The organism is Nonlabens sp., assembly GCF_051251825.1.
GTDB lineage: Bacteria > Bacteroidota > Bacteroidia > Flavobacteriales > Flavobacteriaceae > Nonlabens.
Genome location: NZ_JBPOGG010000019.1, coordinates 1 through 26,027 on the forward strand (window position 1 = coordinate 1; position 26,027 = coordinate 26,027).

The 26,027-nt window shown below is 35.6% G+C and carries 20 protein-coding genes; 16 read left to right on the forward strand and 4 right to left on the reverse strand.

What is annotated here, in order from left to right; all coding sequences use genetic code 11:
- The first annotated feature begins 165 nt into the window (after nucleotides 1-165).
- The 8 genes from ACSHWW_RS13585 to ACSHWW_RS13620 all read left to right on the forward strand — a co-directional run bounded on the left by ACSHWW_RS13585 (nucleotide 166) and on the right by ACSHWW_RS13620 (nucleotide 10,286).
- Complete coding sequence (locus ACSHWW_RS13585; protein ID WP_435683011.1) at nucleotides 166-657, forward strand: hypothetical protein; 492 nt, start codon at nucleotides 166-168, stop codon at nucleotides 655-657.
- 845 nt (nucleotides 658-1,502) lie between these two features.
- Entirely contained in the window at nucleotides 1,503-3,974 is a 2,472-nt protein-coding gene (locus ACSHWW_RS13590; RefSeq protein WP_435683012.1) for a DUF5686 and carboxypeptidase regulatory-like domain-containing protein, read from the forward strand.
- A 274-nt stretch (nucleotides 3,975-4,248) separates the two neighbouring features.
- The gene (locus ACSHWW_RS13595) at nucleotides 4,249-5,043 is read left to right on the forward strand and encodes a hypothetical protein (protein ID WP_435683013.1); all 795 of its coding nucleotides are present in this window, start codon (nucleotides 4,249-4,251) and stop codon (nucleotides 5,041-5,043) included.
- Between the two features lie 225 nt (nucleotides 5,044-5,268).
- The gene (locus ACSHWW_RS13600; protein WP_435683014.1) at nucleotides 5,269-7,062 is read left to right on the forward strand and encodes an AIPR family protein; all 1,794 of its coding nucleotides are present in this window, start codon (nucleotides 5,269-5,271) and stop codon (nucleotides 7,060-7,062) included.
- Between the two features lie 264 nt (nucleotides 7,063-7,326).
- The gene (locus ACSHWW_RS13605) at nucleotides 7,327-8,178 is read left to right on the forward strand and encodes a hypothetical protein (RefSeq protein ID WP_435683015.1); all 852 of its coding nucleotides are present in this window, start codon (nucleotides 7,327-7,329) and stop codon (nucleotides 8,176-8,178) included.
- Nucleotides 8,179-8,404: 226 nt separating this feature from the next.
- The gene (locus ACSHWW_RS13610; protein ID WP_435683016.1) at nucleotides 8,405-8,953 is read left to right on the forward strand and encodes a hypothetical protein; all 549 of its coding nucleotides are present in this window, start codon (nucleotides 8,405-8,407) and stop codon (nucleotides 8,951-8,953) included.
- A gap of 171 nt (nucleotides 8,954-9,124) precedes the next feature.
- The gene (locus ACSHWW_RS13615; RefSeq protein WP_435683017.1) at nucleotides 9,125-9,445 is read left to right on the forward strand and encodes a hypothetical protein; all 321 of its coding nucleotides are present in this window, start codon (nucleotides 9,125-9,127) and stop codon (nucleotides 9,443-9,445) included.
- A gap of 40 nt (nucleotides 9,446-9,485) precedes the next feature.
- Nucleotides 9,486-10,286, forward strand: a complete 801-nt coding sequence (locus ACSHWW_RS13620) for a hypothetical protein (protein ID WP_435683018.1) — start codon at nucleotides 9,486-9,488, stop codon at nucleotides 10,284-10,286.
- A 77-nt stretch (nucleotides 10,287-10,363) separates the two neighbouring features.
- On the opposite strand, the gene ACSHWW_RS13625 is transcribed toward ACSHWW_RS13620, so the two are convergent.
- Entirely contained in the window at nucleotides 10,364-11,005 is a 642-nt protein-coding gene (locus ACSHWW_RS13625) for a protein-L-isoaspartate(D-aspartate) O-methyltransferase (RefSeq protein ID WP_435683030.1), read from the reverse strand.
- A 149-nt stretch (nucleotides 11,006-11,154) separates the two neighbouring features.
- Nucleotides 11,155-15,924: a GEVED domain-containing protein gene (locus ACSHWW_RS13630; protein WP_435683019.1), complete on the reverse strand. Its 4,770-nt coding sequence runs from the start codon at nucleotides 15,922-15,924 to the stop codon at nucleotides 11,155-11,157.
- Between the two features lie 211 nt (nucleotides 15,925-16,135).
- Between ACSHWW_RS13630 and ACSHWW_RS13635 the strand changes: the two genes are divergently transcribed.
- The 8 genes from ACSHWW_RS13635 (at nucleotide 16,136) to ACSHWW_RS13670 (ending at nucleotide 22,749) form a co-directional block, all read left to right on the forward strand.
- Nucleotides 16,136-17,104, forward strand: a complete 969-nt coding sequence (locus ACSHWW_RS13635; protein ID WP_435683020.1) for a Gfo/Idh/MocA family protein — start codon at nucleotides 16,136-16,138, stop codon at nucleotides 17,102-17,104.
- Entirely contained in the window at nucleotides 17,104-18,357 is a 1,254-nt protein-coding gene (locus ACSHWW_RS13640) for a serine hydrolase domain-containing protein (protein WP_435683021.1), read from the forward strand. The genes ACSHWW_RS13635 and ACSHWW_RS13640 overlap by 1 nt, the downstream gene beginning before the upstream one ends.
- A 13-nt stretch (nucleotides 18,358-18,370) precedes the next feature.
- Nucleotides 18,371-19,258 (forward strand): 3-hydroxybutyryl-CoA dehydrogenase, encoded by an 888-nt coding sequence (locus tag ACSHWW_RS13645; protein WP_435683022.1) that lies wholly within the window; start codon nucleotides 18,371-18,373, stop codon nucleotides 19,256-19,258.
- A 7-nt stretch (nucleotides 19,259-19,265) separates the two neighbouring features.
- Nucleotides 19,266-19,709: a hypothetical protein gene (locus tag ACSHWW_RS13650; RefSeq protein WP_435683023.1), complete on the forward strand. Its 444-nt coding sequence runs from the start codon at nucleotides 19,266-19,268 to the stop codon at nucleotides 19,707-19,709.
- A gap of 17 nt (nucleotides 19,710-19,726) precedes the next feature.
- Nucleotides 19,727-20,368: a hypothetical protein gene (locus ACSHWW_RS13655; RefSeq protein ID WP_435683024.1), complete on the forward strand. Its 642-nt coding sequence runs from the start codon at nucleotides 19,727-19,729 to the stop codon at nucleotides 20,366-20,368.
- Nucleotides 20,369-20,374: 6 nt separating this feature from the next.
- Nucleotides 20,375-21,598 (forward strand): DUF1015 domain-containing protein, encoded by a 1,224-nt coding sequence (locus ACSHWW_RS13660; protein ID WP_435683025.1) that lies wholly within the window; start codon nucleotides 20,375-20,377, stop codon nucleotides 21,596-21,598.
- The gene (locus ACSHWW_RS13665; protein WP_435683026.1) at nucleotides 21,595-22,263 is read left to right on the forward strand and encodes a YggS family pyridoxal phosphate-dependent enzyme; all 669 of its coding nucleotides are present in this window, start codon (nucleotides 21,595-21,597) and stop codon (nucleotides 22,261-22,263) included. Before ACSHWW_RS13660 ends, ACSHWW_RS13665 begins: the two co-directional genes overlap by 4 nt.
- 90 nt (nucleotides 22,264-22,353) lie before the next feature.
- A complete protein-coding gene (locus ACSHWW_RS13670; protein ID WP_435683027.1) occupies nucleotides 22,354-22,749 on the forward strand; it encodes a DUF2721 domain-containing protein in 396 nt (131 codons plus the stop codon).
- 69 nt (nucleotides 22,750-22,818) lie between these two features.
- Here the strand turns inward: ACSHWW_RS13670 and ACSHWW_RS13675 are convergent, their stop codons facing one another.
- The gene (locus ACSHWW_RS13675; RefSeq protein WP_435683028.1) at nucleotides 22,819-25,092 is read right to left on the reverse strand and encodes a CotH kinase family protein; all 2,274 of its coding nucleotides are present in this window, start codon (nucleotides 25,090-25,092) and stop codon (nucleotides 22,819-22,821) included.
- Between the two features lie 82 nt (nucleotides 25,093-25,174).
- Nucleotides 25,175-25,819: a peptidoglycan-binding protein LysM gene (locus tag ACSHWW_RS13680; RefSeq protein ID WP_435683029.1), complete on the reverse strand. Its 645-nt coding sequence runs from the start codon at nucleotides 25,817-25,819 to the stop codon at nucleotides 25,175-25,177.
- Nucleotides 25,820-26,027: the final 208 nt, after the last annotated feature.

The following is a 26,027-nucleotide window of genomic DNA, read 5'->3' on the forward strand; positions in this document are numbered from 1 at the left end:
GGTTTAAGGTTTAAGGTTTAAGGTTTAAGGTTTAAGGTTTAAGGTTTAAGGTTTAAGGTTTAAGGTTTAAGGTTTAAGGTTTAAGGTTTAAGGAAATTATAAAACGATATGTCAGTTCGAGCGAAAGATAAGACCAGTTTATAAATACTTATTATTTAATAAATAATGATAGAGAACATTATTCATGTCGTTGTTGCGTTGATTAACCTTATTTGCATAGGGTATCTCATCTATGTAATCGCTGGATTAATCAGATACGGGAAAAATGTTTTTCAGCATCGTCATAAAGTTCTTAGTATTATTATTCTAGTATTGACCATAGTTCACATTTCAAGTCAAAAGAAGAATGACGACGAATCCAAATCCATGAACTTCACTTCTACAGTGGTTATACCTAAAAACATTTTTATGGATGACAGCTTCTTCAATAACATATCTATGTTCACTCAAAAAATAGATAATAGTAATACATACGAAGTAATTGCTTCTTTTTCAGGCCTCAATCTAGGTGTAGATTTTCAAGAAAAAAACACTCAAGTTGTGTCTGAAAACAACCAATTGAGTATACAATTGAGATATGTAAAAATTTACAGCATTTATGGTGTGACCATTTACAAACAGCCAAAAACTATTGCTAAAGCACTAGATGGAAATTAGGTTTTGAGAAAGTAAAATCATCCGTGTTTCAAACCCTTTTGATATTCAGCAAGCCGAAGTATCTGTTTTCTACTTCGACACGGCTCAGCACATGCCTTCGTCTGAAGGGAAAGGCTTTTTTGAATTTTAAATATTATAGTACTCAGAAAAGCTTTCCACTTTTTAAAAGGGGAAAATTTTGGTCGTGTACGTTCCAAAATAAGGGGTTTTAAATACGGATATATTTTAAATCTACATCCGTGAAACACCCATCCCAGCCTTTCCATACCTATCGGTAGGCAGGCCTCAAGGGAAGGAGCTTTTTTCATCTATTTATTAAAAGCTCCTCGCCTTAGACAAGGTGAGGACAGATTCAATTTTGACAAGTCAAGAATTGAATCAGGAGTGGTTTGAAACACGGATGATTTTATAACTACATCCGTGTACTCACAAACTCACTGACTCAAAGCTCACATCTCCGGAACCTGTTCTCGACCTGCCTTTGCCAGCAGGCAGGCTCCGCTCGAACTGACATACGAGTGATCACCGCTTAAGACTCACGAACTCACAGACTCACAGACTCTACAACTCACAGCTCACAAAATCATTCCCATTTACTAGCTGTTCTCGACCTGCCTTTGCCGGCAGGCAGGCTCCGCTCGAACTGACATAGGTGTACCCAAAAACCCAGCAACCCAGCAACCCAACAACCCAACATCCCAACATCCCAACATCCCAACATCCCAACATCCCTTAAAAAACTAAACTTTTCTTAAAACAAGACAACCATTTGAAAAAATACTCGTCTTAGTAACAAATGGTCTGTACTTTCGTTACTAGGCTAACTACCCAAAAAACCAATTCTTATGAAAAGTGCTCTTTCTATCTTGATGTTGTGTTGTGTTGCTTTCGCGCAAGCGCAATTATCAGGAACACTTTATGATTCTAATAATGAACCTATTCCGTTTGCTTCTATTTATGTGGAAGGTACTTATGTGGGAACGACCACCAATAATAACGGACAGTACGCTCTCAAGTTTACCGATAACGGTTCTTATAAAGTCGTGTTCCAGTCACTGGGTTACAAGACGCAATTCATAGATGTGGAATTTAACGGTACGCCCATTAAAAAAGACGTGACGCTCGTGGAAGAATTAACCACGCTTGATGCGGTTCAAATCACAAATGGTGAAGATCCTGCTTACCGTGTGATCCGTGCAGCGATTAAAAATCGTGAGGCAAATCGCAAGAAATTCTCCAGCTACACTGCCGACTTCTACTCGCGTGGATTGTGGCGCATGGAAGATGTGCCTGAAAAATTCCTAGGTGAAGAAATAGGTGATCTGGACGGATCGCTAGATTCCTTATCACGTAGCGGAATCATTTACTTGAGTGAAACCGTGAGCGAAATCTCTTATGAAGCGCCCGACAATTTTAAGGAACGTATCGTGGCGAGTAAAGTGAGCGGTGATGATAACGGTTTCAGCGCAAACAGTGCTGAAGGTGCTAACTTTGACTTTTACAATAACAACATAGATCTCAACAACCGCATCGTCTCTCCTATTGCAGACTATGCGCTGGGTTACTACAAGTACAAGCTCGTGGGAACCTTTTATGACGAGAATAACTTCCTAATTAATAAAATTCAGGTTACTTCAAAACGACCTAAGGACAACACTTTTAACGGTACGATCTACATCGTAGAAGATCAGTGGACCATTTATGGACTGGAATTAACGACTCGAGGCGAGAACATCAACGTTCCCGTGATTGAGGAGTTGGTTTTTAACCAGTCGTTTACTTATGAGGACGAAAGCGGCGACTGGATCAAGAGATCGCAGTCTATAGATTTCTCTTTTGGCCTATTTGCCTTTAAAGGTCGTGGTCGTTTTATGGCAAATTATACCAACTATAATTTTAAACCACAGTTTGATAAAAAATACTTCGGGCCTGAGGTGTTGAGTTTTAAAGAAGGCGCCAATAAAAAAGACAGCACGTACTGGAATCAAAAACGTCCCGTACCGCTTACTGTAGAAGAGAATAAAGAATATGTAAAAAAGGACAGTATCGCCACCGTGCGCAATGATCCTAAATATAAAGACAGCGTAGATCGTGTGAACAATAAATTTGGCTTAATGGATATTATAAGCGGTTACAGTTACCGCAATTCAAACAAACGCACGACCATAGGTTATAAAGGTGTGGACGATTATAAAGGATTCAACACCGTACAAGGTCACGTGCTGGGAAGTGGATTGTATTATTCTAAAGGTTATGACGAGGATTATAACAGATATCTGTACACAGATCTTAATGTAGATTATGGATTTGCAGACGATCGCGTGCGCTATAACGCATCGCTCTATTACAGGTTCAATAGAACTAACCGTCGCAGCTTAAGACTGAGCGCAGGAACTGGTGTGCAACAAATCAATAACAGCGATCCTATCTCCACGCTAGAAAATACGCTCTCGAGCTTGCTCTTTGAACGTAATTTTGCCAAATTCTATGAACTGGATTACGCTCGTGCTTCTTACAGTCAGGAGTTATTCAATGGATTCTTTACCAGTCTTACAGTAGGTTATGAGCAGCGCCAGCCGTTGAACAACACTACAGACCAAGTGATTTTTAAACAGTCTGACGTGGATTACACGCCTAATAATCCTGTGCAGCTCGATAACAGCAGGCTGGCGTTTATAGACGAGCACGAGATTGTAAAAGTAGGGCTAGGAATCACCATACGTCCAGGACAGAAATTCCAGAGCTATCCAGACCAGAAGTACAACATACGCAACGAAAAATACCCGACCATAACCTTAAATTATGAAGGTGGATTTGCGTCCAGCAATAGCAATTATAACTTCCACCAGTTTAAGGCCAGTTTGTACCAGTCCTTTGACATGGGTAACATAGGTCGCAGTAGTTACTGGGTAAACGGTGGTACGTTCCTCAATGGTGAGAACAGTTCCTTTGTAGATTACCAGCACTTTAATGGCAATAGATTGCGTTACAAGCTCCAGGCGTTAAATCCATACGGTTTTGGCCTGTTGAATTACTATGATTATAGTACAAACAGTGATTATGCACAAGTGCATTTACAGCACGATTTTAAAGGATTTATACTCGGTAAAATCCCAGGATTGAACAAGTTGAACTACGACTTGATCCTGAGTGGTAAAGCACTATTTACAGAGCGCAAACCCTACTTTGAGGCCAGTGCCGGAATCGATAATATAGGATTTGGTAAGTTCCGTCCTTTCCGTGTGGATTATGTACACAGCATCACGAGCGGTCGCAGTTATGGCGCCTTTGTGGTAGGAATTAATTTTGGGTTGTAGAAGAGTAATTATTATTTAGCTTTCGCCAAAAGATAATCCTACAGACCTCGCGGTACTGAAATGATATGGAGCTAGAACCATCGCTGTTGCGGTGGTTTTTTTTGTGATGAAATAAGTGACACTCAAAGAATTAATTTAAAACTGGTTCGCATAACGTTACATACTTAAGTTATATAATAAAACTCTAAAAGCTTTGCTTTAGATCCTCATCTAAGTTTGCTATATTGTAAGATTATGCTTAGGTTTAGATTTATAACCGTTAGGCTTAGTTAGAATGAAACTAAAAGAGAATCTTAAAGAACAATACATTGCTTTCCTTGATGTACTCGGATTTAAAGAGCTAGTAAACAAAAGAAATACTGAATCTTTAGAAATTTATTTTAATTCCGTTAGAGACAGTCTAAACATCATTGGAAATGAAAAGAGGAACATAAAATCGTTGTTAATTAGTGACTCTACTATTCTAATATCACCAGACACTAAAAAGGATTTTAAAACTCTCTTGAGGGCTGTTCAGACTATTCAATCTACACTTGCACAAAAAGGTATTTGGTTAAGAGGAGCAATAAGTTATGGTGAAGTTTATTTTGATGAAAACTCAAACTTAGTTGTAGGAAAAGGACTGGTTAAAGCTTATTTATTAGAATCTGAAGCCATATATCCAAGAGTTATTATTGACCCTTCTTTAGTTCTAAAAATTGCAGAAGATAGAACTGAATTTATTTCATTTCTAAATCCAAGAAAACCTAAAACATTGGAAGCAAGAAAAAACACCCTAGTCGTAGAAGATGAAGATTCTTTTTCTGTCTCCTTTGCGAGTAGAGTTGTTTATGACTCTATTGAGAATCGAAATTTACATTTAATCTATAATAGAATTAAAAAGAATTTATATTCAGACCCAAAACATTATTCAAAGTATTTATGGGTTAAAAATCACTTTTCCGATACCCTAGAAGGGTTTGAATATACTGCAAATCATATTGCAAATATGGGTGCTGAACCAATAAAATTTAATGAAAGTCAGGCTTTGTATGTTGAGAAATGGTTCGCGAAATTTTGGCAAATGTAAAATATTATGTCTTACGATTTATATAATAAATAGCGCAAGTCATTGCTAACACAACGGTTTGGGCGTTTTTGGAAAGTCGCCAAATTTTTAAATTTGACGATTTCCAATAAAAATATTAATAAGTTAAATATAAAAATTCGGCTGGTATTTCTTCTAAAAATTATCGCTTATTTTCAGGGCTGCTTTTCATATACGAAGCCGTTGTGTTTAATTAAAAAATAAAATATGGATTATATTAAAAATGCTATAGATGAAATACAAAATGAACTAGTTACAAATAGTAATTTGTTTGATAATGGAATTTCTGATGACTTAATATTTGGAACAGTTTGCTATAAATATTTCTACAATGATGGGAAATTTGATAAAACAGATTTTAAAAATGCATTTACAGATGGAGCCAATGATGGAGGTATTGACTTAATAGCCGTAAACGAGAATGATATTTCGAAATCTCTAGTATTAATGCAGTCAAAAAATATTCAAGATTTTAATTCAAAAGACGAAATCAAAGATATTTTTACAAAAATGTCTCAAACAGCTAGTGATTTCAAAAATGAAAAAATTGGTTCATACAATAAAAATTTAAGAAGAATATATCGAGAAAAATTTGATGATGCCAATGATGATTCTAATTTCTCAATCGAATTAGTTCTTTTTTTAGGGTTAAATAAGCCTGACAAAAGAAAAGAAGAAATTTTACGCCATTTAGATAAAATTAAAGAATTAGAAGATTTTGAAATCTCAATTTTCTATAAAAACGAAATAGAACAACAAATTGAATCTTTTGAAGATGGTCAGAGGTTTGTAAGTGAAGGTAAGGTCGATATTTACAAAGAACATGGTTATATAAAAAATGGGAGTAACGGTATTTTAGTAGATATATCAGCCTTATCAATCAGAAAATTATATGACAAGTATCGAGACCAAGGTTTGTTTGAACAAAATTTCAGGTACTTTGTTAAAAATAAAAAAATTGATGATCAAATAAATGATTCATTAAAGAACAAAAGGGATCAATTTTGGTTCTTAAATAATGGTATTATAATTGGCTGTAAAGATTTTGATATTGATGGTGATAATGTTAAACTAAATGACTTTTCCATTGTTAATGGCTGTCAAACTTCAACTTTATTAGGCTCGTACAAAGGACCTGACGAAGATTTAGATTTCCCAATACCTTGTAAAATTGTAAAACCAGATAAACATGGTGAAGATTATTTTAATCTTTTCATATCTCAAATAGCAGAAGCTTCCAATTCTCAAAAACCAATTTCAGATAGAGATTTAAAATCAAATCAACCTGAACAAAGAAGAATACAAAAATACCTTAAAGATGGTGATCCGAAAATATATATTGAAATTAAGAGAGGTGAGGGAATATTACGAAAAAGAGGACTTGAACCATGGCAGAAACTAAAAAATGATGCTCTAGGTCAGCTAATTTTGTCTGTTCTTTTACAACAACCAGGAACTGCAAGAAGTAGTAAGAAAAAAATATTTGCTGATCGTGCAACATATAATAAAATATTTAAAAGAACTCAAGATAAATCGACCATTGTTGATATACTTAAGCTTTCTACATATTATGACGAATTTGTTAAATCTGCTAATCTTAATGAAAATGCTTCGAATGTTGCGAAAAATGGTAAACTATCTATTCTTGCTATAATTGGATTTCTCATCAAAAATGACAGAGAGTTATTGGATTTATCGTTGTCTGTTGATAAAGGAGAATGGGTTTCAGATGTAACTAGTGATAATTTAGAAGGAGAATTATTAGATCCTAATAGACCCGATGATTTTTTAAAAGCATTATATTCCCTTTTTAACCAGTTGATTCAATCTTTATCTACCTTATATGTTTCAAGAGGAGAATTAGAATCATCAGTTACTAATTTTTTCAAGACGGATAAAAAATATCATTCCATAATTTTAGATCACGTTAAATCAAGAATTATTCTTGATGAATATGAATATGAAATCATTAAAGGAAAGATGGATAAAATATTCAAATAACTACACAAAATAAAGAACTAAGGCAAAAAACAACGCAACCTTTTCATTAATTCAAAACACTACAATTCTAGGCTCATAGATTCAATCATTTGATTCTGGAGCCTTTTTTTATTTAGTATTTTTAGGGAGAATTAATAGATTGTTAGGCTTGTGTATCAAGGTGAAAGTTATTGCTTGTTTTAAGTGGTGCTTTAGATATGGAGCTGTTTTAGAATATATGAGGAAACTGCAACAACAAGAGAATAATTTGAACGTTTAAAATCTATGAAAAGTCATCAATTTATAATTTTTGTAATTATCGCTTTCATTTTTATGGGTTGTGATAATGACGAAAATATTTCAGAAGAGCCACTAGAGAAAAACTTCTTGTTCGAAGATGGCTTTGAAACACAAAATGAATTATTGGACGAATTGTTTCCTTCTAATGGTAATCGGTGGTCAACAATTCAACAAACTGACCCAACAAACGCAACAAACGAAATTTCAATTTCAAATACTGAATTCAACGAGGGACAAAACGCACTTCGTGTACTTGCTTATCAATCAGATTCAGACTTATCAAAAGTAGATATTGAGAAAAATGGACTAAACATAGTTTCAGGAGATAAGGTTACAATAAAAGCTGACTTTTTTATAGTTGGTAATGAAACTATTGAAAATTTATTACTCCTTGATTTAGAATGTTGTTCTTGTTGGGACCCAACTGTTGGCAATAATTACGGTTCTGAAAACCAATGTCCTGGAGTAAGGTTAATGATGTCTGGTGGGAATGATTATCTCTCAATTGAAAGAGGAAAAATATCGGGAACTACAATACAACAAACAAATTTTGCTTTCCCAAGAAATCAATGGGTTACAGTTCAATGGGAAATGACAATGTCAGATAATGAAAATGGACTGAATCGTTTAATTATTAATGAAACAGAAGTCATCAATCAAACTGGAATGAATATGCCAAATGCACAGGTTTTTAGAGATATTTTTCTAAATCAAGGTATTGATTTCACTCTACAAGAACCTACTTTTTACGAACGAGTACAAATTGGAGCAACAGCTAATCCTACTGCGGGAAATATCGAATTATTTGTAGATGATTTTTCAATAAAAGTGGAATAAAATCGTGATATTACAAATAACTAACTTAAAAACAACGATTTTCTTCATTAATCCAAAACACATAATAATCCCAAGCACATAGATTCAATCATTTGATTCTGGAGACTTTTTTTATTTAGTATTTTTAGTGGAAATTAATAGATCGTTAGGCTTGTGTATAAAGGAGAAAGTTATTGCTTGTTATAAGTGATGCTTAAGATATGGAGCTGATGTGCGTAATTTGGGAATGACGAAATCAGAAACAAAATTAATAGTCGGAATTGGAGTTCTGATTTTGCTAATCGATATTTTGCTAATGAAATATTGGATTAGTAATATTAAGCCTGACCGATTTATGTCTGCTGGAGTTGAATTACGCAGACCTGTAATTTTTGGAGTGAATATTCTGATTGGTATTATTGTTCTTTTTATTAAAAAAAGGCTTTCGATTTTATTCTTTGTTAATACCATAGTCTGTTATTGGATATTCTCATTTTTTTGGAATTCATATTTAGAAAACCATCCTTATTCACAAACGAACTATCATTTTAAAATTGAAAATAGAAACTTACGATTAGATATTTCAGAAAACCCTAATACTTATGGAATTTATGAATTAACGCCAAACACCAAGGATTCTCTGAAAATTATAGAACTGGGAATGAATGAAAAAAGAGGAGATAGTATTGTGTTGGAATTGTGGGATGGGGAAATCCAAGAAATGTACATTTATGATGATAAATTAATCGGATTACCCGAAAACCCAAATCCGATTGAACTAAACAAAAAAGAATAAAAAACTACTGACAACAAAGCACTGAGAAAAAACAAAAGCCTAGTCATTATCAACTTCAAAAAAAGGTTGTCAGAATTCAGAAACATTGAATAACCTTTTTGCTCACCAAATAGTTGAAATAAAAGTATGAAATCCCTTAAGACTACACTCCTAATCTCATTCATTCTATTCATGAGTTGTTCTACTCAAAGTGAAACTATTGAAAATGATCTCCAACCATTTATCAAAGAACATTTCCCAGAATGCACTTATTCTATAAAAAAGAAAAACAATCACACACAACTTATTATAAATTCTAAAGAAAAACTGACAGATAAGTTTATAAAAGATAAAGCAACTATTACTCTCGGTGCATTCTATAAAAGTTTCCTCCTAAGTTCTTCTAGAGTTTCAACAGAAACAAAGCTGTCATTTTCCATCATCAGCGCTAATTCTAAATGGGAATCAAAAAAATATGATTTGCTAGAATTAGGTGAAATGTTTAAGAATTAATAATCACCTAAATAAACTACAATAGATTACTTTCATACCCATGAGAATATTTAAATACTGGAAACAGCATACTAAAGTGCTTTTTATAGACGGTACTCAGCAACCTTCTACAGCTTATGGCGGCTCTAACCTGTCTGAGTCTGACGCACTGCAAGATGCCGAATTCAAGTTGATGAAAGCGCAGCAAATTATCAACGGTGAACTTTATAAGGATACCGATTATGAAGCTGACATCATGGAAGAAATCATAGACACCATTGATGAGAATAATATTATTACTCGCAACAGATACGGTGCACTGGTGTTGAATTCTAAAAACCTCATGTTTATAGACATAGATGATTATTTTAAATCGTTTACAGATTTGTTCTTCCGTAGTAAGCTGTCTCAAAAAGAATTAATGCTGCGCAAGATTGAAAAAACAGCTTCAAAAAGTGCCTTTAAACATTTAGGTTTTAGAGTTTATGAGACGCATAAGGGCTATCGGGTACTGGTAACTAATAAAGATTTTGATGCGAGAAGTTGGGAATCTAAAAGCATGATGAAGAATTTTAATGCAGACTATTTGTACCGCTGGTTATGTATCAAACAAAACTGCTACCGCGCTCGATTAACTCCTAAACCTCATCGCATTAAACAGAAGCGTATTAAAGTTATTTTCCCAGACCGCACCACGCTGCAACAACAGGAATTAACAAACTGGCTCAATGATTACGATCAAAAATCTCAAGATTATTCCAGCTGTCATCTCGTTAAAGAAATAGGCAACGTGCGCATGAATGACGCTATTGAATACCATGATCGAGTTACTAATATTAAATGGCCTTCACCACTGGCGTGATAAGATTCCTAAATTATCAGGATTTTAAAAGCAATTTGTTGTTTGGTGTACGCTTTTGCGAAAGCGTAATAACAACCTTATTCTTTTCCACCTAAAAAAGGTACAAACCTAAACTCACCAAAGGTTTTCTTAGAAAAATCTGTTGCACTTTCACGTACGAGCAAAGTCATGATCTGAGGATCATCGCCCACGGGAATCACCATGCGACCACCTATTTTGAGCTGGCTCATTAAGGTTTTGGGAATCTCTGGCGCACCACAGGTAACTATGATGGAATCAAATGGCGCATCATCTGGCAGTCCTTTATATCCATCGCCAAAAACGTAACGCTTAGGTCGATACTGCAGTTTTCTAAAGAGCAAATTGGTTTTTTTATAGAGCTCGTTCTGTCGTTCTATAGTATAAACTTGTGCGCCCATTTCTAACAGCACCGCACACTGATAACCGCTACCGGTTCCTATTTCTAGGATGCGATCATTAGGCTTTACCTGTAATAATTCACTTTGAAAAGCTACGGTGTAAGGATGCGATATAGTCTGATCTGCTCCTATAGGGAACGCCTTATTTTGATAGGCGTGCTCGAGAAAGGAACTGTCCAGAAATAAATGGCGTGGAACCGCATTCATGGCATCGAGAACTTGCTCGTTCTGGATTCCTTTTTTACGCATCATCTCCACGAGCTGGCGTCTTTTCCCTTTATGTATGTAGTTATCCTTGATGTGCCTAAAAGTAGTTGTAGCAAATCAAATTTATTCCATTTTCAAGAAACATTTTTCAACAATTGCATTGAAATTTTATAGAGAAAAAATCAATGCAATTGGAAAAAATTAAAATACTGTCGTGCAGTCTATTCCCCTAGAAAGGTTGCTTACTGAACGATTAATTTTAAGGTTTGGATTTGTGTTCCTTGTGATATTTCCACAAAGTACAGACCACTAGCAAGGTTGATTTTGGTTGCGTTTACTGCCTCAATATCCTTGCTCATGGCAACTCTTCCCATATTATCGTAAATCACCATTTGCGCTGCTGCATTCAATCCTTTAATGCGTAAATGTTGGTCATTTACAACTGGATTAGGATACATCTCGATTTGCGCTAGTGAACTATTATCTATAGAAAGTGTTGTATTTCTATATACTAAGTGGAAACGATCTAGGGCATATGATCCTGCATTTGAATCTACTATAAAACTGTAATCTTGCAATCCACTAGTAGGCACCATAGTCACCGTATTTAAATAATTATCTACCAGTTCCACGTGACTATTCTGTAAAGTGGTCTCGATACGCATCGTATATAACGTAGATGCTAGATTCTCTACACGTAATGGTAATAACTCACCATCAACAGGTAAAGCTCTGTTTTCTATAGCTAGAGCAGTTGCGTTACTAAATGAGCTGATCATTTCACCACTACTAAAGATTGTGTTCAAGTCATTATGATCTATGGCGTTTGATCCTGTACTTGATAATTTAATAAGTGATGCCGTTCTTGAATAACCGGTACTTAACTCCGAGTTTTTGAAAAGGTTAATTTTCACACTAGTAGTCATAGCTGGCGCCATAAAAGTATCTGATAATCCAGTACTCGCATGTTTCATAGTCTCATTAAAAATAATTCTAGGAAACAATCCTGCTGATTCATTATCTTCTACGGTTTGCACCATAAACGATTGGTAAGGTTGCAAGTATTGGTTTGTACTTGCTCCAGATTGTACTGGTCCTGTAGCAACGTCATACGTAATGTATCTTCCATTACCACTTGCGCCTCCAGTAGGTTCCCAAACGTAAAATGCTGTTTTATTGATATCTCTAGTTAAATCTGCATTAAGCAAAGCAACCATATCAACTTGCGCAGGATATGGATTTCCTATCATTGAGAAAGAGTTTGCATTAAGGTTCATATACTTAGCAGCAGATACACTACCTGTTACTAATGTTCCTTTAGATCTTAGTAAGGTATTATTTGCAGCTTGGTTTGCTGTAAATAAATCAATCGTTCTGTCACCTCTTACCATAGTTCTGTAAGCTGTTCCTGCAGTAATTTCTTGAGAACCATTTGTACTTGTTATTGCTTCCCATGCTTGAGTAGGATCTGTATATGTAGGTACTAATGTAAATACCGAAGGATTATTAGAACCTGAAACATCAAAACCAGCTGATGCTGCTCCACCAGTTATTTGAATTCCTACACCTGGCGTATTGCTACCAGCTTCTTGCCAGTTGTCATACAATGAACCTTCAAGAGTCACCGGTGTACTTAAGAATCTAAATGCTCGACCTGTGCGCTGTGATGGAAAATACTGTTCTACCGTGATCGATCCTTTTATAGTTCCAGCAATTACAGAATCTACATAAGCCGAAACACCTTCAGTACTTTTAAGCGTTAATGTTGCATTTTGAGTTTCTAAGTCTAGTTCTCCATTAGTAAGAATAAGCGATTCAAATACATTTACATTATTTGAAAGCTCAATTGTCTTAAGCGAGTTGATGTGTAATTGATGGATGCTCAAATCATTTCCAGAAACCGTTTGACCTTGTAAACTTGCTAATGTTAAACGTCCATTTAAGTCTGTAGAAAGTGTCCCGTCATTCACTAAGTCGCCAGCCACTGTAAATTCTTGAGCTTTAACTTGTAATGTCGCACCATTGCTAATAGTTACATCACCTATTTCAATATCGGCAGTCATGTCATAGGTACCATTTCTTACTTCCATGGTATCAAAAATCGTAGCAACTCCTTGCGGATTTGCTGGTGTCCACGCTGCATTTTCATACACGTAGTTAGTTGCAGCTGGAGCATTAATATTTACTGAATAATCTTCAGTCTCTCCACCACCATAACCTGATCCTGAACAAGCTGAGGCAACCCATCCTGGTCCAAATAAAAATCTCACTCTCATTCTTGTAGTTCCGGTTTTTGCAGCATTAGGAACTGTAAAACCACCTGCATAAGGATTCCCTTTACCATCTACATCTACAACAATTTCATCTTCAGTAAACTCTTTATCCTGATTGTAATCTATCCATACAACGCAATTACTATCATCAAAACTAAAATTAGGTAGTACCGTTAGATTATAGTTAGACCCCAATTCTAAATTAGTCGTCATGTTTGTAAAATCTCCATATCCATCAGTAGAATAACCTGAACCAATATTTGCGATAGAACCTAGATTAACATCGGTAATATGTTCATTTTGAGCAAAATGATTAGGCTCACAATATTCTTCACAAGCATCTGGAACACCATTGTTATTAGAATCCACATTATCATCTCCTAGCGGACAAATGTCTCTGTTATCACAAACTCCATCACCATCAGCATCTGGCGGATTAACGCCTTCACATGCTGAGTTAGGTAAGTTTGCTTCAAAGATTCCTCTACCGTGAGTTCCTATTCTTATAATCTCACTTGCTAGTTGAAATTCAATATCAGTCACTGCGGTAAACGGTAAATTGTCTCCGTAGATGACCCAATCGTTTAAGGTGTTATCTCTATAGAATACACCAGCATCAGTTCCTACAAAGATTGCTCCTGGAATGGCATCATATCTTTTAATCGTATTTGCTGGAACATTAGGTAAACTTCCAGAAAAATTAGTCCAGGTTACTCCTGCATCAACACTCACATATACTTTCTCTCCAGCTTGATAATTTCCTAGAGTTACATAAATGGTATTTTCATCGGCAGGATCTATTTCTAGGTTTGTAATTCTTGAAACAAAGTTAAGATTTACAGTTGTCCATGGAGTAATTCCGCCATCAGTCGTTTTATATAATTCCTGACTGTTTGCACTAGTTCCGAAGTAGTCTCCAGTTCCTCCACCAAACACATTAATTCCATAAATAAAATCACTATTTGTAGGTGCTACTTTTAAATAATCGATACCATCTCCACCAGCAAGTTGTCCACTTATTGCCGTCCAGTTATCTCCACGGTCTGAAGATTTCATTACAACATCAAATCCTGCAAAAATGGTTTGCTCATCATTAGGATCTAGCGTAATAGGTTGTACCCATTCTGCAGTTACATTACCTACAATATTATTATCAATAGCGACACTAGTATTCCATCCATCTGTAGTTCTATAAATGTCTCCACCAGGATATGTGGTATAAAAAATATTGCGATCTGTAGGATCCATAAGATTCATACAGCTATCACCACCATTTGAAGCAGACCAAGAACCGTCTGTATTTCTTATTCTTCCACCATTATCTTGAGTTCCACCTATAGTGAAAATAGGATCATCTTGTGCTACAGCGATGTCATAGTATTGTGATATAATAAGACCCGACACGCGATCTGCAAAACTATTAGTAGCATAATCGTATATGTAAACTCCACCATCATTACATAGATAAACCTTGTTAGGCTTTAATGGATTGTAACCTATCCTACGTTGATCTGCATGAACCACAGAAATACTAGCGTTTGCAGCTCCAGAATAATGAGTTCTTTGAGTCCAAGTTGTTCCGCCATCTGTACTAGAATACATATTAAGGAATCCTGACATCAGTAATTCATCATTAGGACCTGTTACGACTAACAGCCCATCACCTACTTTAGCTACTGACGAAGACCATGTCGCACCTGAGTCTGTACTTTTATAAAATCGAGCTGTTGTTGAAGCATAGAATGTAGTCGCATCGGCATTTGAAATTAAAAATTCCATAGCACTATTTCCAGAATCAGCAAACGAGCTTATCGCGGTAAACGTAACTCCAGCATCAGTACTTTTATGAACTTGAGTGTGTGATTGTCCATTAGGTTTATGAGTGTTGTAAACAATGTTACCATCTGTTTGATCAAACTCTATAGAATCTGTCCAGATGGAATGTATTTGAGTAGTGGTCTGTAATCCATCAGTAGAACGATACAATCCCTTTGCGGTAGCAACCATAATTATCTGGTTGTTTGTAGGGTGCATTTTCATAGAATAGATGCGCTTGTTCTCTGCTCTATCTATTGAGAAACCGGTAGGTGCCCATGTTGCACCATCATCAGTAGATTTATAAACACCTAGTGCTGGTGGACCATAAAAAACATGATCACTTATCGCCGCATATAGTGTTGTAGGAGATGTATGATCCACGATAATAGCACTTACTGAAAAGTAAGGTAAACCATCACTGATGCTTGTATAGGTAAGACCATCATCAGTGGTTTTCCATATTCCGCCACCGGCAGTACCTACATAAAAGGTATCTGCTTCATAAGGGTGAAATGCAATCGCACTTGCTCTACCAGAACCTACGTATCCATTACTTGTTTGTTTTCTCTCTGTAATATTAGTCCACTCACAGTTGGCTAGATTTTTAGCCTGCTTAGCTTGAGTAACTTTATCAAACTCGCGTTGCAATCTTCCCACATCAGGTAGATCACCGCTAAGTGTTATTCTTGACTTGTAAAAATTCTCATAACGTTTCCACTTGATAATATCTTTATCAAGTCTGTGACTAGGCTCTAGTTCCACATAATTTAGTGGTTGAGCTTTGGCCTGAGAGAATAGCTGCTTTGCAAGTGATTGCTTAGTTTGAAAAGAAGCTGTTGACGATAGAATGTCTTGTAATCCAGGAGTTTGGGCAAACCCTAAAAATCCTACTAATAAAATAAAAAAAGAAATATGTTTCAAAATGATATGTATTTGCTGCAAAAATACCTTCGTTACAACTATAAACAACAATTTTGCTATCGCTTGAGGTGTTAATATCGATTAACGTCAACTTATACTGACGAAAACATCGACCTATAAAATTTCAACCCTACAAAAGCTACGTTAAGAAATTACCAAGGGTTTCTTTAAAACCATAGTTTTCCATTATTTTTACACAAAACCATACAGAATGCTTAAAGCTGGCGTGCTGGGTGCTGGACACCTAGGAAAAATTCACCTGAGATTATTAGATCAAAGTTCTAGATATGAACTCGTAGGATTTTATGATGCAAATCCTGAATATGCTGCACAAATAGAAAAAGAATTTGGCTATACGTATTTCAACAACGTTGATGAACTCATTGCGGCCTGCGACATGATTGATGTGGTCACTCCTACTTCTTATCACCATGAAAGTGGAATGAAAGTCCTCGAGGCTGGCAAGCACTTATTCATAGAAAAACCTATTACGGTTACTGTAGAAGAGGCAAATGATTTGATCACGCTTTCGCGAAAGCGTAACGTAAAAGGCCAAGTAGGTCAAGTAGAGCGTTTCAATCCTGCATTTAGATCTGTGGTAGACCGATTTGATAATCCTATGTTTATAGAAACACACCGACTGGCAGAATTTAATCCGCGTGGAACGGATGTAAGTGTGGTGCTCGATTTAATGATTCACGATATAGATGCGATTTTAAGCGTGGTAAAAAGCCCTGTAAAAGCAGTTAGCGCAAGTGGTGTTTCTGTGATTTCTAAAACGCCAGATATTGCTAATGCACGTATCGAATTTGAAAATGGTTGTGTGGCGAACCTTACTGCAAGCCGTATCAGTCTTAAAAAAATGCGCAAAGCTCGTTTCTTCCAGCGAGATGCATATATCTCTGTAGATTTTTTAACTAAGGCTGTAGAAGTAGTACGTATGAAAGATGCTCCTGAGGTTCCAGGAGATTTTGATATGATTCTTAAAAATGCCGAAGGTGAGAAAAAGCAAATCTATTTTGATAATCCTGAGGTAGCAGATAATAACGCCATTCTCGATGAGCTAGAAACATTTGCAGACGCGATTGAAAACGACACTCGACCTATCGTAAATCTTGAAGACGGAACTGCCGCGCTAGATGTTGCTTTAAAAATCATCAAAGAATTCAAATCTTTATAATGAACTCTAAACTATTCCTCATTTTACTCACTTTTTGCAGTCTTTATAGCTGTAAGAATACTGATTTCAATACTATTGATGAGAATATTATCGTAAAAGCTGTTGAAGTAGAACTCGATAAGAAACTGGACAGCATTCATAAATTAGAGCATTTCCACGGAATAGGAGTTGCAGTAGTAAATGAAAAAGGACCGATTTTTCAAGAAGGATATGGCTACCTAGACCGTAAAATAAGAGCAGATTATACAGAGCATACCATTCAAAACATCGCTTCAATTTCTAAAGTAATTCTCGGTTTAACGCTTGCCAAAGCCATTGAAGATGGACACCTCACACTGGATGATGATATTAATAAATACCTTGATTTTAAGGTACGTAATCCACAACATCCTGACACTCCTATTTTAGTGAAACACTTAAGTACGCACACGAGTAGTATTCAAGATGGTGATTATTATGAACTATCCTATATCAATCTTGAGGAAGATGCTGTTAATAATCCCAAAATAGACCAAGAAGAATTGGCTTTTTTCCATTCAATGAAATCAGCTCCATGTCTTGAAGCTTATTTAAAAGAAGGATTACAAACTGTGGACACAACTCAGGTTTCTTATATATTTAATGAGTACCAACCTGGAACCGCTTACTCATATTCAAACATAGGCGCTGGCTTAACAGCTTTAATCATTGAAAAAGCAACTGGAACTTCATTCAAAGAATATTCTAAAAAACACATTATCGATCCATTGGGTTTAAAAAATACCTCGTGGAATGTTTCAGACCTCGATTCGCGCAAGCGCAGTACACTTTACAGTACTCTAGAATTGCGCTATCCAGTATATAGGTTAATCACCTTTGCAGATGGTGGACTGTACACAACACCTAATGATTTAGGAGTGATCCTTACCGAGATTATTAAAGGCTATAATGGTGACGGCACTTTGCTTAAAACTGCTACTTATGTGCAGTTCTTTAAAAAGCAACTCGATGAATCCATGTTTAAAACTGAAAAATCACTAGCCGATTATAATAAAGGATTCAATAAAGGAATGTTTATTACTTATGAAAGAGATGGAATAGGTCACTCTGGTGGAGATCCAGGAGTTTCTACCTTAATGTATTTTGACCCTAAAACAAACATAGGTAGAATTACATTCCTCAATACTGACTTTAACAGCCAAGAAGCTTATGAAAGCTTTGTCGCTACAGATTCCATACTAAAATCGTATGGACCTCAATTACTCAAAAAATAACAACGCTATAATTATGAAAAACATCACTGTAATAGGCGCAGGAACCATGGGAAATGGTATCGCACATACATTTGCACAATCAGGATTTAATGTTTCACTAGTTGATATATCTCAAGAAAACATCGATCGTGGATTAGGGACTATTTCTAAGAACCTAGACCGCATGATTGCCAAAGAAAAAATTACAGAGGCTGATAAAACAGCAACGCTAGATAATATCGCAACTTTTACGGATCTTAAAGCTGGAGTCCATAAAGCAGATTTGATAGTTGAAGCAGCCACCGAAAATGTGGACTTGAAACTAAAAATATTTGGTCAAATGGATGAGTTTGCACCAGCAGACTGTATTCTATCAACTAATACTTCTTCAATTTCTATTACTCAAATCGCAGCCGTAACACAACGTCCAGATAAAGTGATAGGAATGCACTTTATGAATCCGGTGCCTATCATGAAACTCGTGGAAATCATAAGAGGTTACTCCACCAGTGATGCTGTGACAGAGACGATTATGACGCTTTCGCGAAAGCTAGGTAAAACACCTACTGAGGTAAATGACTATCCTGGATTTGTGGCTAACCGTATTTTAATGCCTATGATTAATGAGGCCATTGAAACCTTATATAACGGCGTTGCAGGTGTAGAAGAAATAGATACCGTAATGAAATTAGGAATGGCTCATCCTATGGGACCATTGCAACTTGCAGATTTTATAGGACTAGATGTTTGTCTATCTATTCTCAACGTGATGCACGACGGATTCAAAAACCCTAAATACGCTCCATGTCCGTTATTAGTAAATATGGTGATGGCTGGTAAAAAAGGAGTGAAATCTGGAGAAGGTTTTTACGACTACAGTGAATCTAGAAAGGCTGAAGTGGTAAGTAGTAGTTTTAAATAGAAAAATTATGAGGAATTTATTTTTAATAATCTTTATAACAGGATGTTTCTTTTCTTGTGATGATATTTTAAAAAAGGAATTTGAGAAAAGCAGTGAGTTTACTAATATTAAATACACTAAAAACAGAAAACATACCGAAACGGAATTAGCAAAATTTCTTTCCAAATCAATTAAAGAAATAGGCATTAATAATAGTTTCAGTTATAAAGGTGACATTCAATTGAACTATATAGATATAAGTGTTGAGAATCCAGATTTCAATAGTAAAAACGACAGTCTAACTTTGAAGATTTCAAAAGAAATTTATAAGTTGTTGGAAAAAGAAATTAAAAATTTAAATGAGTTTCATAAAGTTCGTTACAACTATTTTTCAAAGCATAATTTTGAAGATGCAGAAATTCGATTGGAAAAGGAACTCACTATAGAGGTACCTGCTAATACTGATGAATAAATTTCTTATTCACTATCATGAATAGTACAAAATATAGAGGTTATCAAAATCTTTGGAAAGATATTAATGCTTGGGTCGATGAATATAAATCGATTGACTTTGAAACATTGGAGTACGGACAACGTGAATGGGTAAAGGTTTATATAAGACCTTTCTCAAATATATCTCTGTCAAATAATGCCATACCACAACCTAGAAATAAAGCTAGAAGACTTATTACGCAAGGATTAATTGATATCTATAGAGGACGTAAAGAACAATTAGATCAACTAGGGAAACCTTACTATTTGAAAATATGGCTTTGTGAACATCGATTTTCACAATCCCAAGTGGTTTGCGCTATAGATGATTGTATAGATTTCTATGAAATCACTCATAGAAAACCTGAAAAACCTATGACCATTGAAAAGTCTGGTATAAGTGATATTTCAAGTAAGTATCCAGAGTTTACATGGGAACATAGATTGGATGAAAATCTGGTAGATTTCAATGATTTAGGAACACCTGATGACTACCATAATATAGAAGATTACTTAGAGGAAAAACGCTGGTATGATAATCTTGCTAAGAAAAAACATATAAAAATTGAAACTCCTAATAGTGATACAGACTATCGAGCCTTTAAAAAAGGAAACGTATGGATAGGAGAAATTAAATAAATACAAATGCCCATTATAAAACCTTTTAAAGGAGTACGAGCAGCACCACACATGGCGTCGCATGTAATATCGCGTACCTATCAAGATTATAGTGATGCAGAGCTTGAGGCGTTATTAAAGTACAATCCGTTTAGTTTTTTACACATTTTAAATCCTGGTTATAAATTCAGCCACACGCTGCAAGGAGAAGATCGTTTCAACCTAGTGCGCAATCGCTATCTTGAATTTAGAGAAGAAGAATATCTTATACAGGATGATCAACCCGTTTTTTATATCTATGAACGATCAGACGCTGTGAATTCTTACACGGGCATCATCGCTGGAACTTCTACAGATGATTACAATGATGGACTCATTAAAAAACACGAGGATACTTTAGAAAAACGCGAACAACTCTTTAAGGATTATTTAAAAACCGTCGGATTTAATGCTGAACCAGTACTTCTCACCTATCCAAATGATGATATAGTGAGTACAATCATAGCTACCCAAAAAGAGAAAATACCCGTTTATAATTTTGTAACTACAGACCGTAGTAAGCATAAATTATGGATTATAGAGGAACCAGGAGATATCGAGCAGTTACAAGCTCAATTCTCAAAAATGCCTCACGTTTACATTGCAGATGGTCATCATCGCAGTGCTAGCTCTTCCCTACTCGCTAGCGAAATGGGAACTCAACATGATAGCTACAACTATTTCATGAGCTACTTAATTGCAGAGAGTCAATTGCGTATCTATGAATTTAACAGACTCGTTAAAGACCTCAACGGCTTGACCAAAGAAGATTTCCTAATGCGACTGGATATGAAATTCCGCATACAGAATCGTGGTCTGGAAATGTACAGACCTTCTAAAAAACACCATTTTTCTATGTACTTAGATGGTGAGTTCTACAGCTTGTACTTGCGTAAAGATACCTACAGCATCGACACATCGCTAGATGATTTAGATACGCAAATGTTATATGATCTGGTTTTAAAACCTATATTGGGTATAGAAGACTTGCGTAATGACTCACGTATTGCATACAGCTACGGCAAGACAGATCTGGTGCGTATTAAAGATCGTATTGATAAAGGAGAATTCACAGTTGGTTTTGGTTTATTTCCAGTCACTGTGGAACAAATGAAATCCATCGCAGACGAGTCGATGATCATGCCACCTAAGAGCACTTATATCAGACCTAAGTTACCTAGCGGACTTACTATTTACGAATTTGAATCATGAGCATAAAAGATAATTTATTACGCTTTCGCGAAAGCATAGAACCCAAAGCCACTCTAGTAGCCGTAAGCAAAACCAAACCTATAAGCGACCTGCAAGAGGCTTATGAGGCTGGTCAAAGACATTTTGGCGAGAATAAAATTCAAGAAATGACCGAAAAATGGGAAACACTTCCCAAGGACATTTACTGGCACATGATAGGTCACACGCAGCGCAATAAGGTGAAATACATGGCGCCGTACGTTCATTTAATCCACAGTGTAGATTCTCCACGTTTGCTTAAAGAAATCAATAAACAGGCCGAGAAAAACGATAGAGTAATCGATTGTTTATTACAGATTCACATTGCTGAAGAGGAAACAAAATTTGGTTTTGACCGTGAAGAATTGCTGGAGTTATTGAGTAGCGATGCTTTTGCTGGTTATAAAAATGTCCGTATTACAGGACTGATGGGTATGGCAACGTTTACTGATGATCAAGATCAAGTGCGCAAGGAATTTAAAAGTCTCAAAACCTTACTTGATCATATCAACGATCATAACCTGATCAGTGATTCTCATGAGTTAAAAACACTTTCTATGGGTATGACTGGCGATTATGAGATTGCCATGGAAGAAGGCAGTACGATGGTGAGGATAGGAAGTGCAATTTTTGGAAGCAGAGCTTAGTTTTAGTTCTCAGTTGCAGTCGCTGTTTTTCAAAAGATAAAACTAAGTTTTCCCAACAAATACAATTAACAGCTAATAAAAATTTAAACATTGGAATTATCTCTAAGCATCCCAGCATTATTGTTCCCAGCGATATCATTAACCATGCTTGCTTATAACGCACGCTACCTAGCGATTGCAGCTTTGATAAGAAATCTACATGCTAAGTATGAAGAAAACCCATCAGATAAAGTTAAGATTCAGGTGCAAAAACTTAGAAAACGCCTCACCATTATAAAAAATATGCAAGCTGTTGCGATATTGAGCTTTTTACTAGCGGTAATTACTATGTTCTTGATTTATATTGAACTTAGTTTTTGGGCAAATCTAGTTTTTGGAATCAGCTTATTTGCATTGATGACTTCACTTATTCTATCATTAATTGAAGTACAGCTTTCTACTAAGGCTCTATCTATTCAATTACAGAGTATGGAAACGAAAAAATAAAATTTCGCTAAATGTAAAAACCCTGCAAAGCGCGCTTTGCAGGGTTTTATGTTATAATTAATTAAGAATTTAATTCTTAATCACCTTAATTGTTTGTTGATTATTTATAGTCACCAAATAAACACCTTGAACAAATCCTGTTAAATCAATCTGCGCTTGTTGTGCATTATCAAAACTGTTGTTAATTAATCTTTGACCTTGAAGGTTGTAAACTACTACATTATTGACCGCACCATTATTAGTATTGATGTTCAACACGTCATTAACTGGATTAGGATAAACAGAATAAGCTGCATTAAGCTCAAAATTATCATTGCTTAATGTTTCATTATTAGCACCAAAAGTAGGAGCTTGAATTACAAAACTACCAGTACCATTAGGCACACGAGCATATCCCATATCTGTAGTTTGTGCTCCAAAGGTGATGGACTCAATCACAGTTCCATTATCATAAGACAATACAGCATCTTCTCCATTTGTAGAGAATTTTAAATCGGCATGAAGTCCTGTTTGCGTCAAATCTTTATCACACCAAACTATTAAATAACTGTCTGGAGCAATAGTAACTCCATTAGGGAATTGCCACATTAATGGATCTGTTGCATCATCAGAAAGATATAAATTATCTAAGCTCAATGTAGATGAAGAGTTGTTGTATAACTCTACCCAATCTTCAAACTCACCATCATCATCTGCAGCAGTCATGCTGTTAGAAGCCATTATTTCATTGATCACTAAGTCACCAGGTGTTATAGTCGTGTAAGTTGCATTTACTTCATAATATTCATACTCTGCTCTTGCAGGTGAAAATGCACCGATCGTGTTATTCTCTCCATAAATGTAATATTGTGTCAGCGAGTTTGTGATAGGTAAATCTGCTCCATACACATTATCTCCAGCAGCTCCATCATTATGCGCTCCATCATCGTACATTAGGACTTTAGTAAATGGCACAAAGTTACCTTCTCTATATCCTAAATAAACAGCATTTGAATTGGTATTATTTACTTGGGCAGTAACTGCAATCGTTGTTCCTATTACAGGAGTTGCTACTGATGGAGTCACCGCAGTAATGGACGGCTGAGTTGCTGTAAAATCAGATTGAGATAATAAGTATGAACTTCTTGAACTCATTAAATTTGTTAAACCACTAGCAGTATTCATTCCTGCGCTTACATCTGTATTGATGTTGCTATTGAATTGAGCATAAGTATAGAACTTATTATTATCTGCCTGTACCGCTAGATCTATAATGTTTTGATAAGCATTTGCAGTTGTGAGATAATCAGAATTTGAGATATTCTCGGTAAGTATCGTCTTATAATGAGCCAAGTACATTTTCTTATAACGTGGCACTGCCATTAACTTACTCATCAACGGCCAAGCGGCATCATTTTCATGCAGCATATGTGACAATTGACTTTTTTGAGTCGTACTATTCATAGGTGGTCCACTTCCAGTCATCCCAAAAGTTCCAAAGGACATATTCAAATCCCAAACTACTGGCCTGAATCTTCCATTATCATCTTTATAGATGTAATAATTTTGCTTGAACAAGCCTATGTAACTATCTAAGTTCACCATAACGTTGTCAAAAGCAAGCATCCATAGAGCAGCATCTACATCTAGAACAGTTTCGATATTATTAATATCTGTATTTAAAATACTAGTCAGGTCGATTAAATCATCCCAACCGGTTCCAGTAGGATCTGATTTAATCTCATAAGCATCTTCATAACTTGTGAAATTAGTTCCTAAATATTGAAGACTAGGAAAATCATTTCCTTGAGGTCCTGCACCAGCTGGCGGACTACAACTAAAGAAGGCGTTATCATTAGACCCGAAATGCTTATTTACGAATTTCTTAGAAATAGATTCTACGTTTGTATACAAACCTATAAGTACATTGTTTACATAAACGTTTGCATAATTTGCTTGAGGTGCGTCCATGTACTTAGTAGCTATATCATAAGAAACTGTTTCTCTCACAAACGTAGGATCAAAATAAACGTTTGCCAATTTCAAATCTGTATAACCTTCATAGTCTTGATCTACATAAGTATCTAATTCAATATGGAAAGGATTTTTAACTTGGTTAGCGCGGTATGAGCTGTTCCCTTTGTACTTGACACCTACATTATTAAATACGGTTCCATTAATAGTAACTGAAGTAGCAGAAATATAATTTCCAGCACCAGCCTTTTCGGCATCTAGTAGAGCATCCCAGTTGCTTTGTGCAAATACAATTCTTATATCTTGAATCGTAGTTCTATCATATAAAGTTTGAGCCAGTCCTATATTCACTAAAAGCAAAAATGGAATAAGTAGTAGTAATTTTTTCATTAATTAAAATTTCTGATTTGTCTTTAGACCTCTAAAAAGTAAAAAGGTTTAAAAGCATTTTAATAAAATTTTAAGAAAAATTTTAAGGTTCAATAACCTCGCTCATATCATAACCTGCAAAGCGTTTCATATACGTTTTAACAGAACTACCATAGGCATCGCGATTAGATTTGCGACCTTTAGTTTTAAAGAAACGCTTCACACCACCTGGGCCAGAAAGGTGCGCAGCAGCAAGGATACCACTTTCAGTAATATAAACGCCACCTACTTTTTTACCTGCATACTTTAATATGTATGGTTCAAGTATCTCGTGATTGTAACGTAAGTTTTTAATAAAAACACGCTCTTGTAAACGTGGTGAGCGTAAGAAGCGTAAGGAATCTGTAACTCCTAGAGTTTCAAGAGTGCTCATACCAAACTGGTATTTACCCATGTAACCTAGACTGTTCACTTTCCAGAATTTCCCTTGAGACTCTTTAAACGCGAGTGCTTCTCTAAAGGTTAAAAAAGAATCTGGTGGAGTGATGGCTAGAGAATAATAGCGTACATCAAAATAAGTGGAATTCAACACAGGACCTACAAAGGCAGTTGCATCATAGAACTCTTTATTTACTGCAGTAGCACTAGTATAAAGAGAACTAGTATCTAACTTCAGATGGTTGTTGCTAAATGACCAGAATATTAAAACTAGTGGTAAGCCAACCAAAAACACATGACGTGATTTCATAAAGTTTGTTTTCGAAAATTTCTGTCACCTTTTCTTTAACGCGGTGCAAATTTACGACATTATCCTAGTTAGCTGTCAAAGCTTTGTTAAATCAGTGTTAACAGAGTTGTAAACAATTGTTTTGGTGTGAATTAGCTGTTAGCTGTTAGCTGTTAGCTGTTAGCTGTTAGCTGTTAGCTGTTAGCTGTTAGCTGTTAGCTGTTAGCTG

Bases quoted from the DNA above. Each gene is read 5' to 3' on its own strand.
- ACSHWW_RS13585 (WP_435683011.1), top strand. From the start codon at position 166: ATGATAGAGAACATTATTCATGTCGTTGTTGCGTTGATTAACCTTATT.
- ACSHWW_RS13590 (WP_435683012.1), top strand. From the start codon at position 1,503: ATGAAAAGTGCTCTTTCTATCTTGATGTTGTGTTGTGTTGCTTTCGCG.
- ACSHWW_RS13595 (WP_435683013.1), top strand. From the start codon at position 4,249: ATGAAACTAAAAGAGAATCTTAAAGAACAATACATTGCTTTCCTTGAT.
- ACSHWW_RS13600 (WP_435683014.1), top strand. From the start codon at position 5,269: ATGGATTATATTAAAAATGCTATAGATGAAATACAAAATGAACTAGTT.
- ACSHWW_RS13605 (WP_435683015.1), top strand. From the start codon at position 7,327: ATGAAAAGTCATCAATTTATAATTTTTGTAATTATCGCTTTCATTTTT.
- ACSHWW_RS13610 (WP_435683016.1), top strand. From the start codon at position 8,405: ATGACGAAATCAGAAACAAAATTAATAGTCGGAATTGGAGTTCTGATT.
- ACSHWW_RS13615 (WP_435683017.1), top strand. From the start codon at position 9,125: ATGAGTTGTTCTACTCAAAGTGAAACTATTGAAAATGATCTCCAACCA.
- ACSHWW_RS13620 (WP_435683018.1), top strand. From the start codon at position 9,486: ATGAGAATATTTAAATACTGGAAACAGCATACTAAAGTGCTTTTTATA.
- ACSHWW_RS13635 (WP_435683020.1), top strand. From the start codon at position 16,136: ATGCTTAAAGCTGGCGTGCTGGGTGCTGGACACCTAGGAAAAATTCAC.
- ACSHWW_RS13640 (WP_435683021.1), top strand. From the start codon at position 17,104: ATGAACTCTAAACTATTCCTCATTTTACTCACTTTTTGCAGTCTTTAT.
- ACSHWW_RS13645 (WP_435683022.1), top strand. From the start codon at position 18,371: ATGAAAAACATCACTGTAATAGGCGCAGGAACCATGGGAAATGGTATC.
- ACSHWW_RS13650 (WP_435683023.1), top strand. From the start codon at position 19,266: ATGAGGAATTTATTTTTAATAATCTTTATAACAGGATGTTTCTTTTCT.
- ACSHWW_RS13655 (WP_435683024.1), top strand. From the start codon at position 19,727: ATGAATAGTACAAAATATAGAGGTTATCAAAATCTTTGGAAAGATATT.
- ACSHWW_RS13660 (WP_435683025.1), top strand. From the start codon at position 20,375: ATGCCCATTATAAAACCTTTTAAAGGAGTACGAGCAGCACCACACATG.
- ACSHWW_RS13665 (WP_435683026.1), top strand. From the start codon at position 21,595: ATGAGCATAAAAGATAATTTATTACGCTTTCGCGAAAGCATAGAACCC.
- ACSHWW_RS13675 (WP_435683028.1), bottom strand. From the start codon at position 25,092: ATGAAAAAATTACTACTACTTATTCCATTTTTGCTTTTAGTGAATATA.
- ACSHWW_RS13680 (WP_435683029.1), bottom strand. From the start codon at position 25,819: ATGAAATCACGTCATGTGTTTTTGGTTGGCTTACCACTAGTTTTAATA.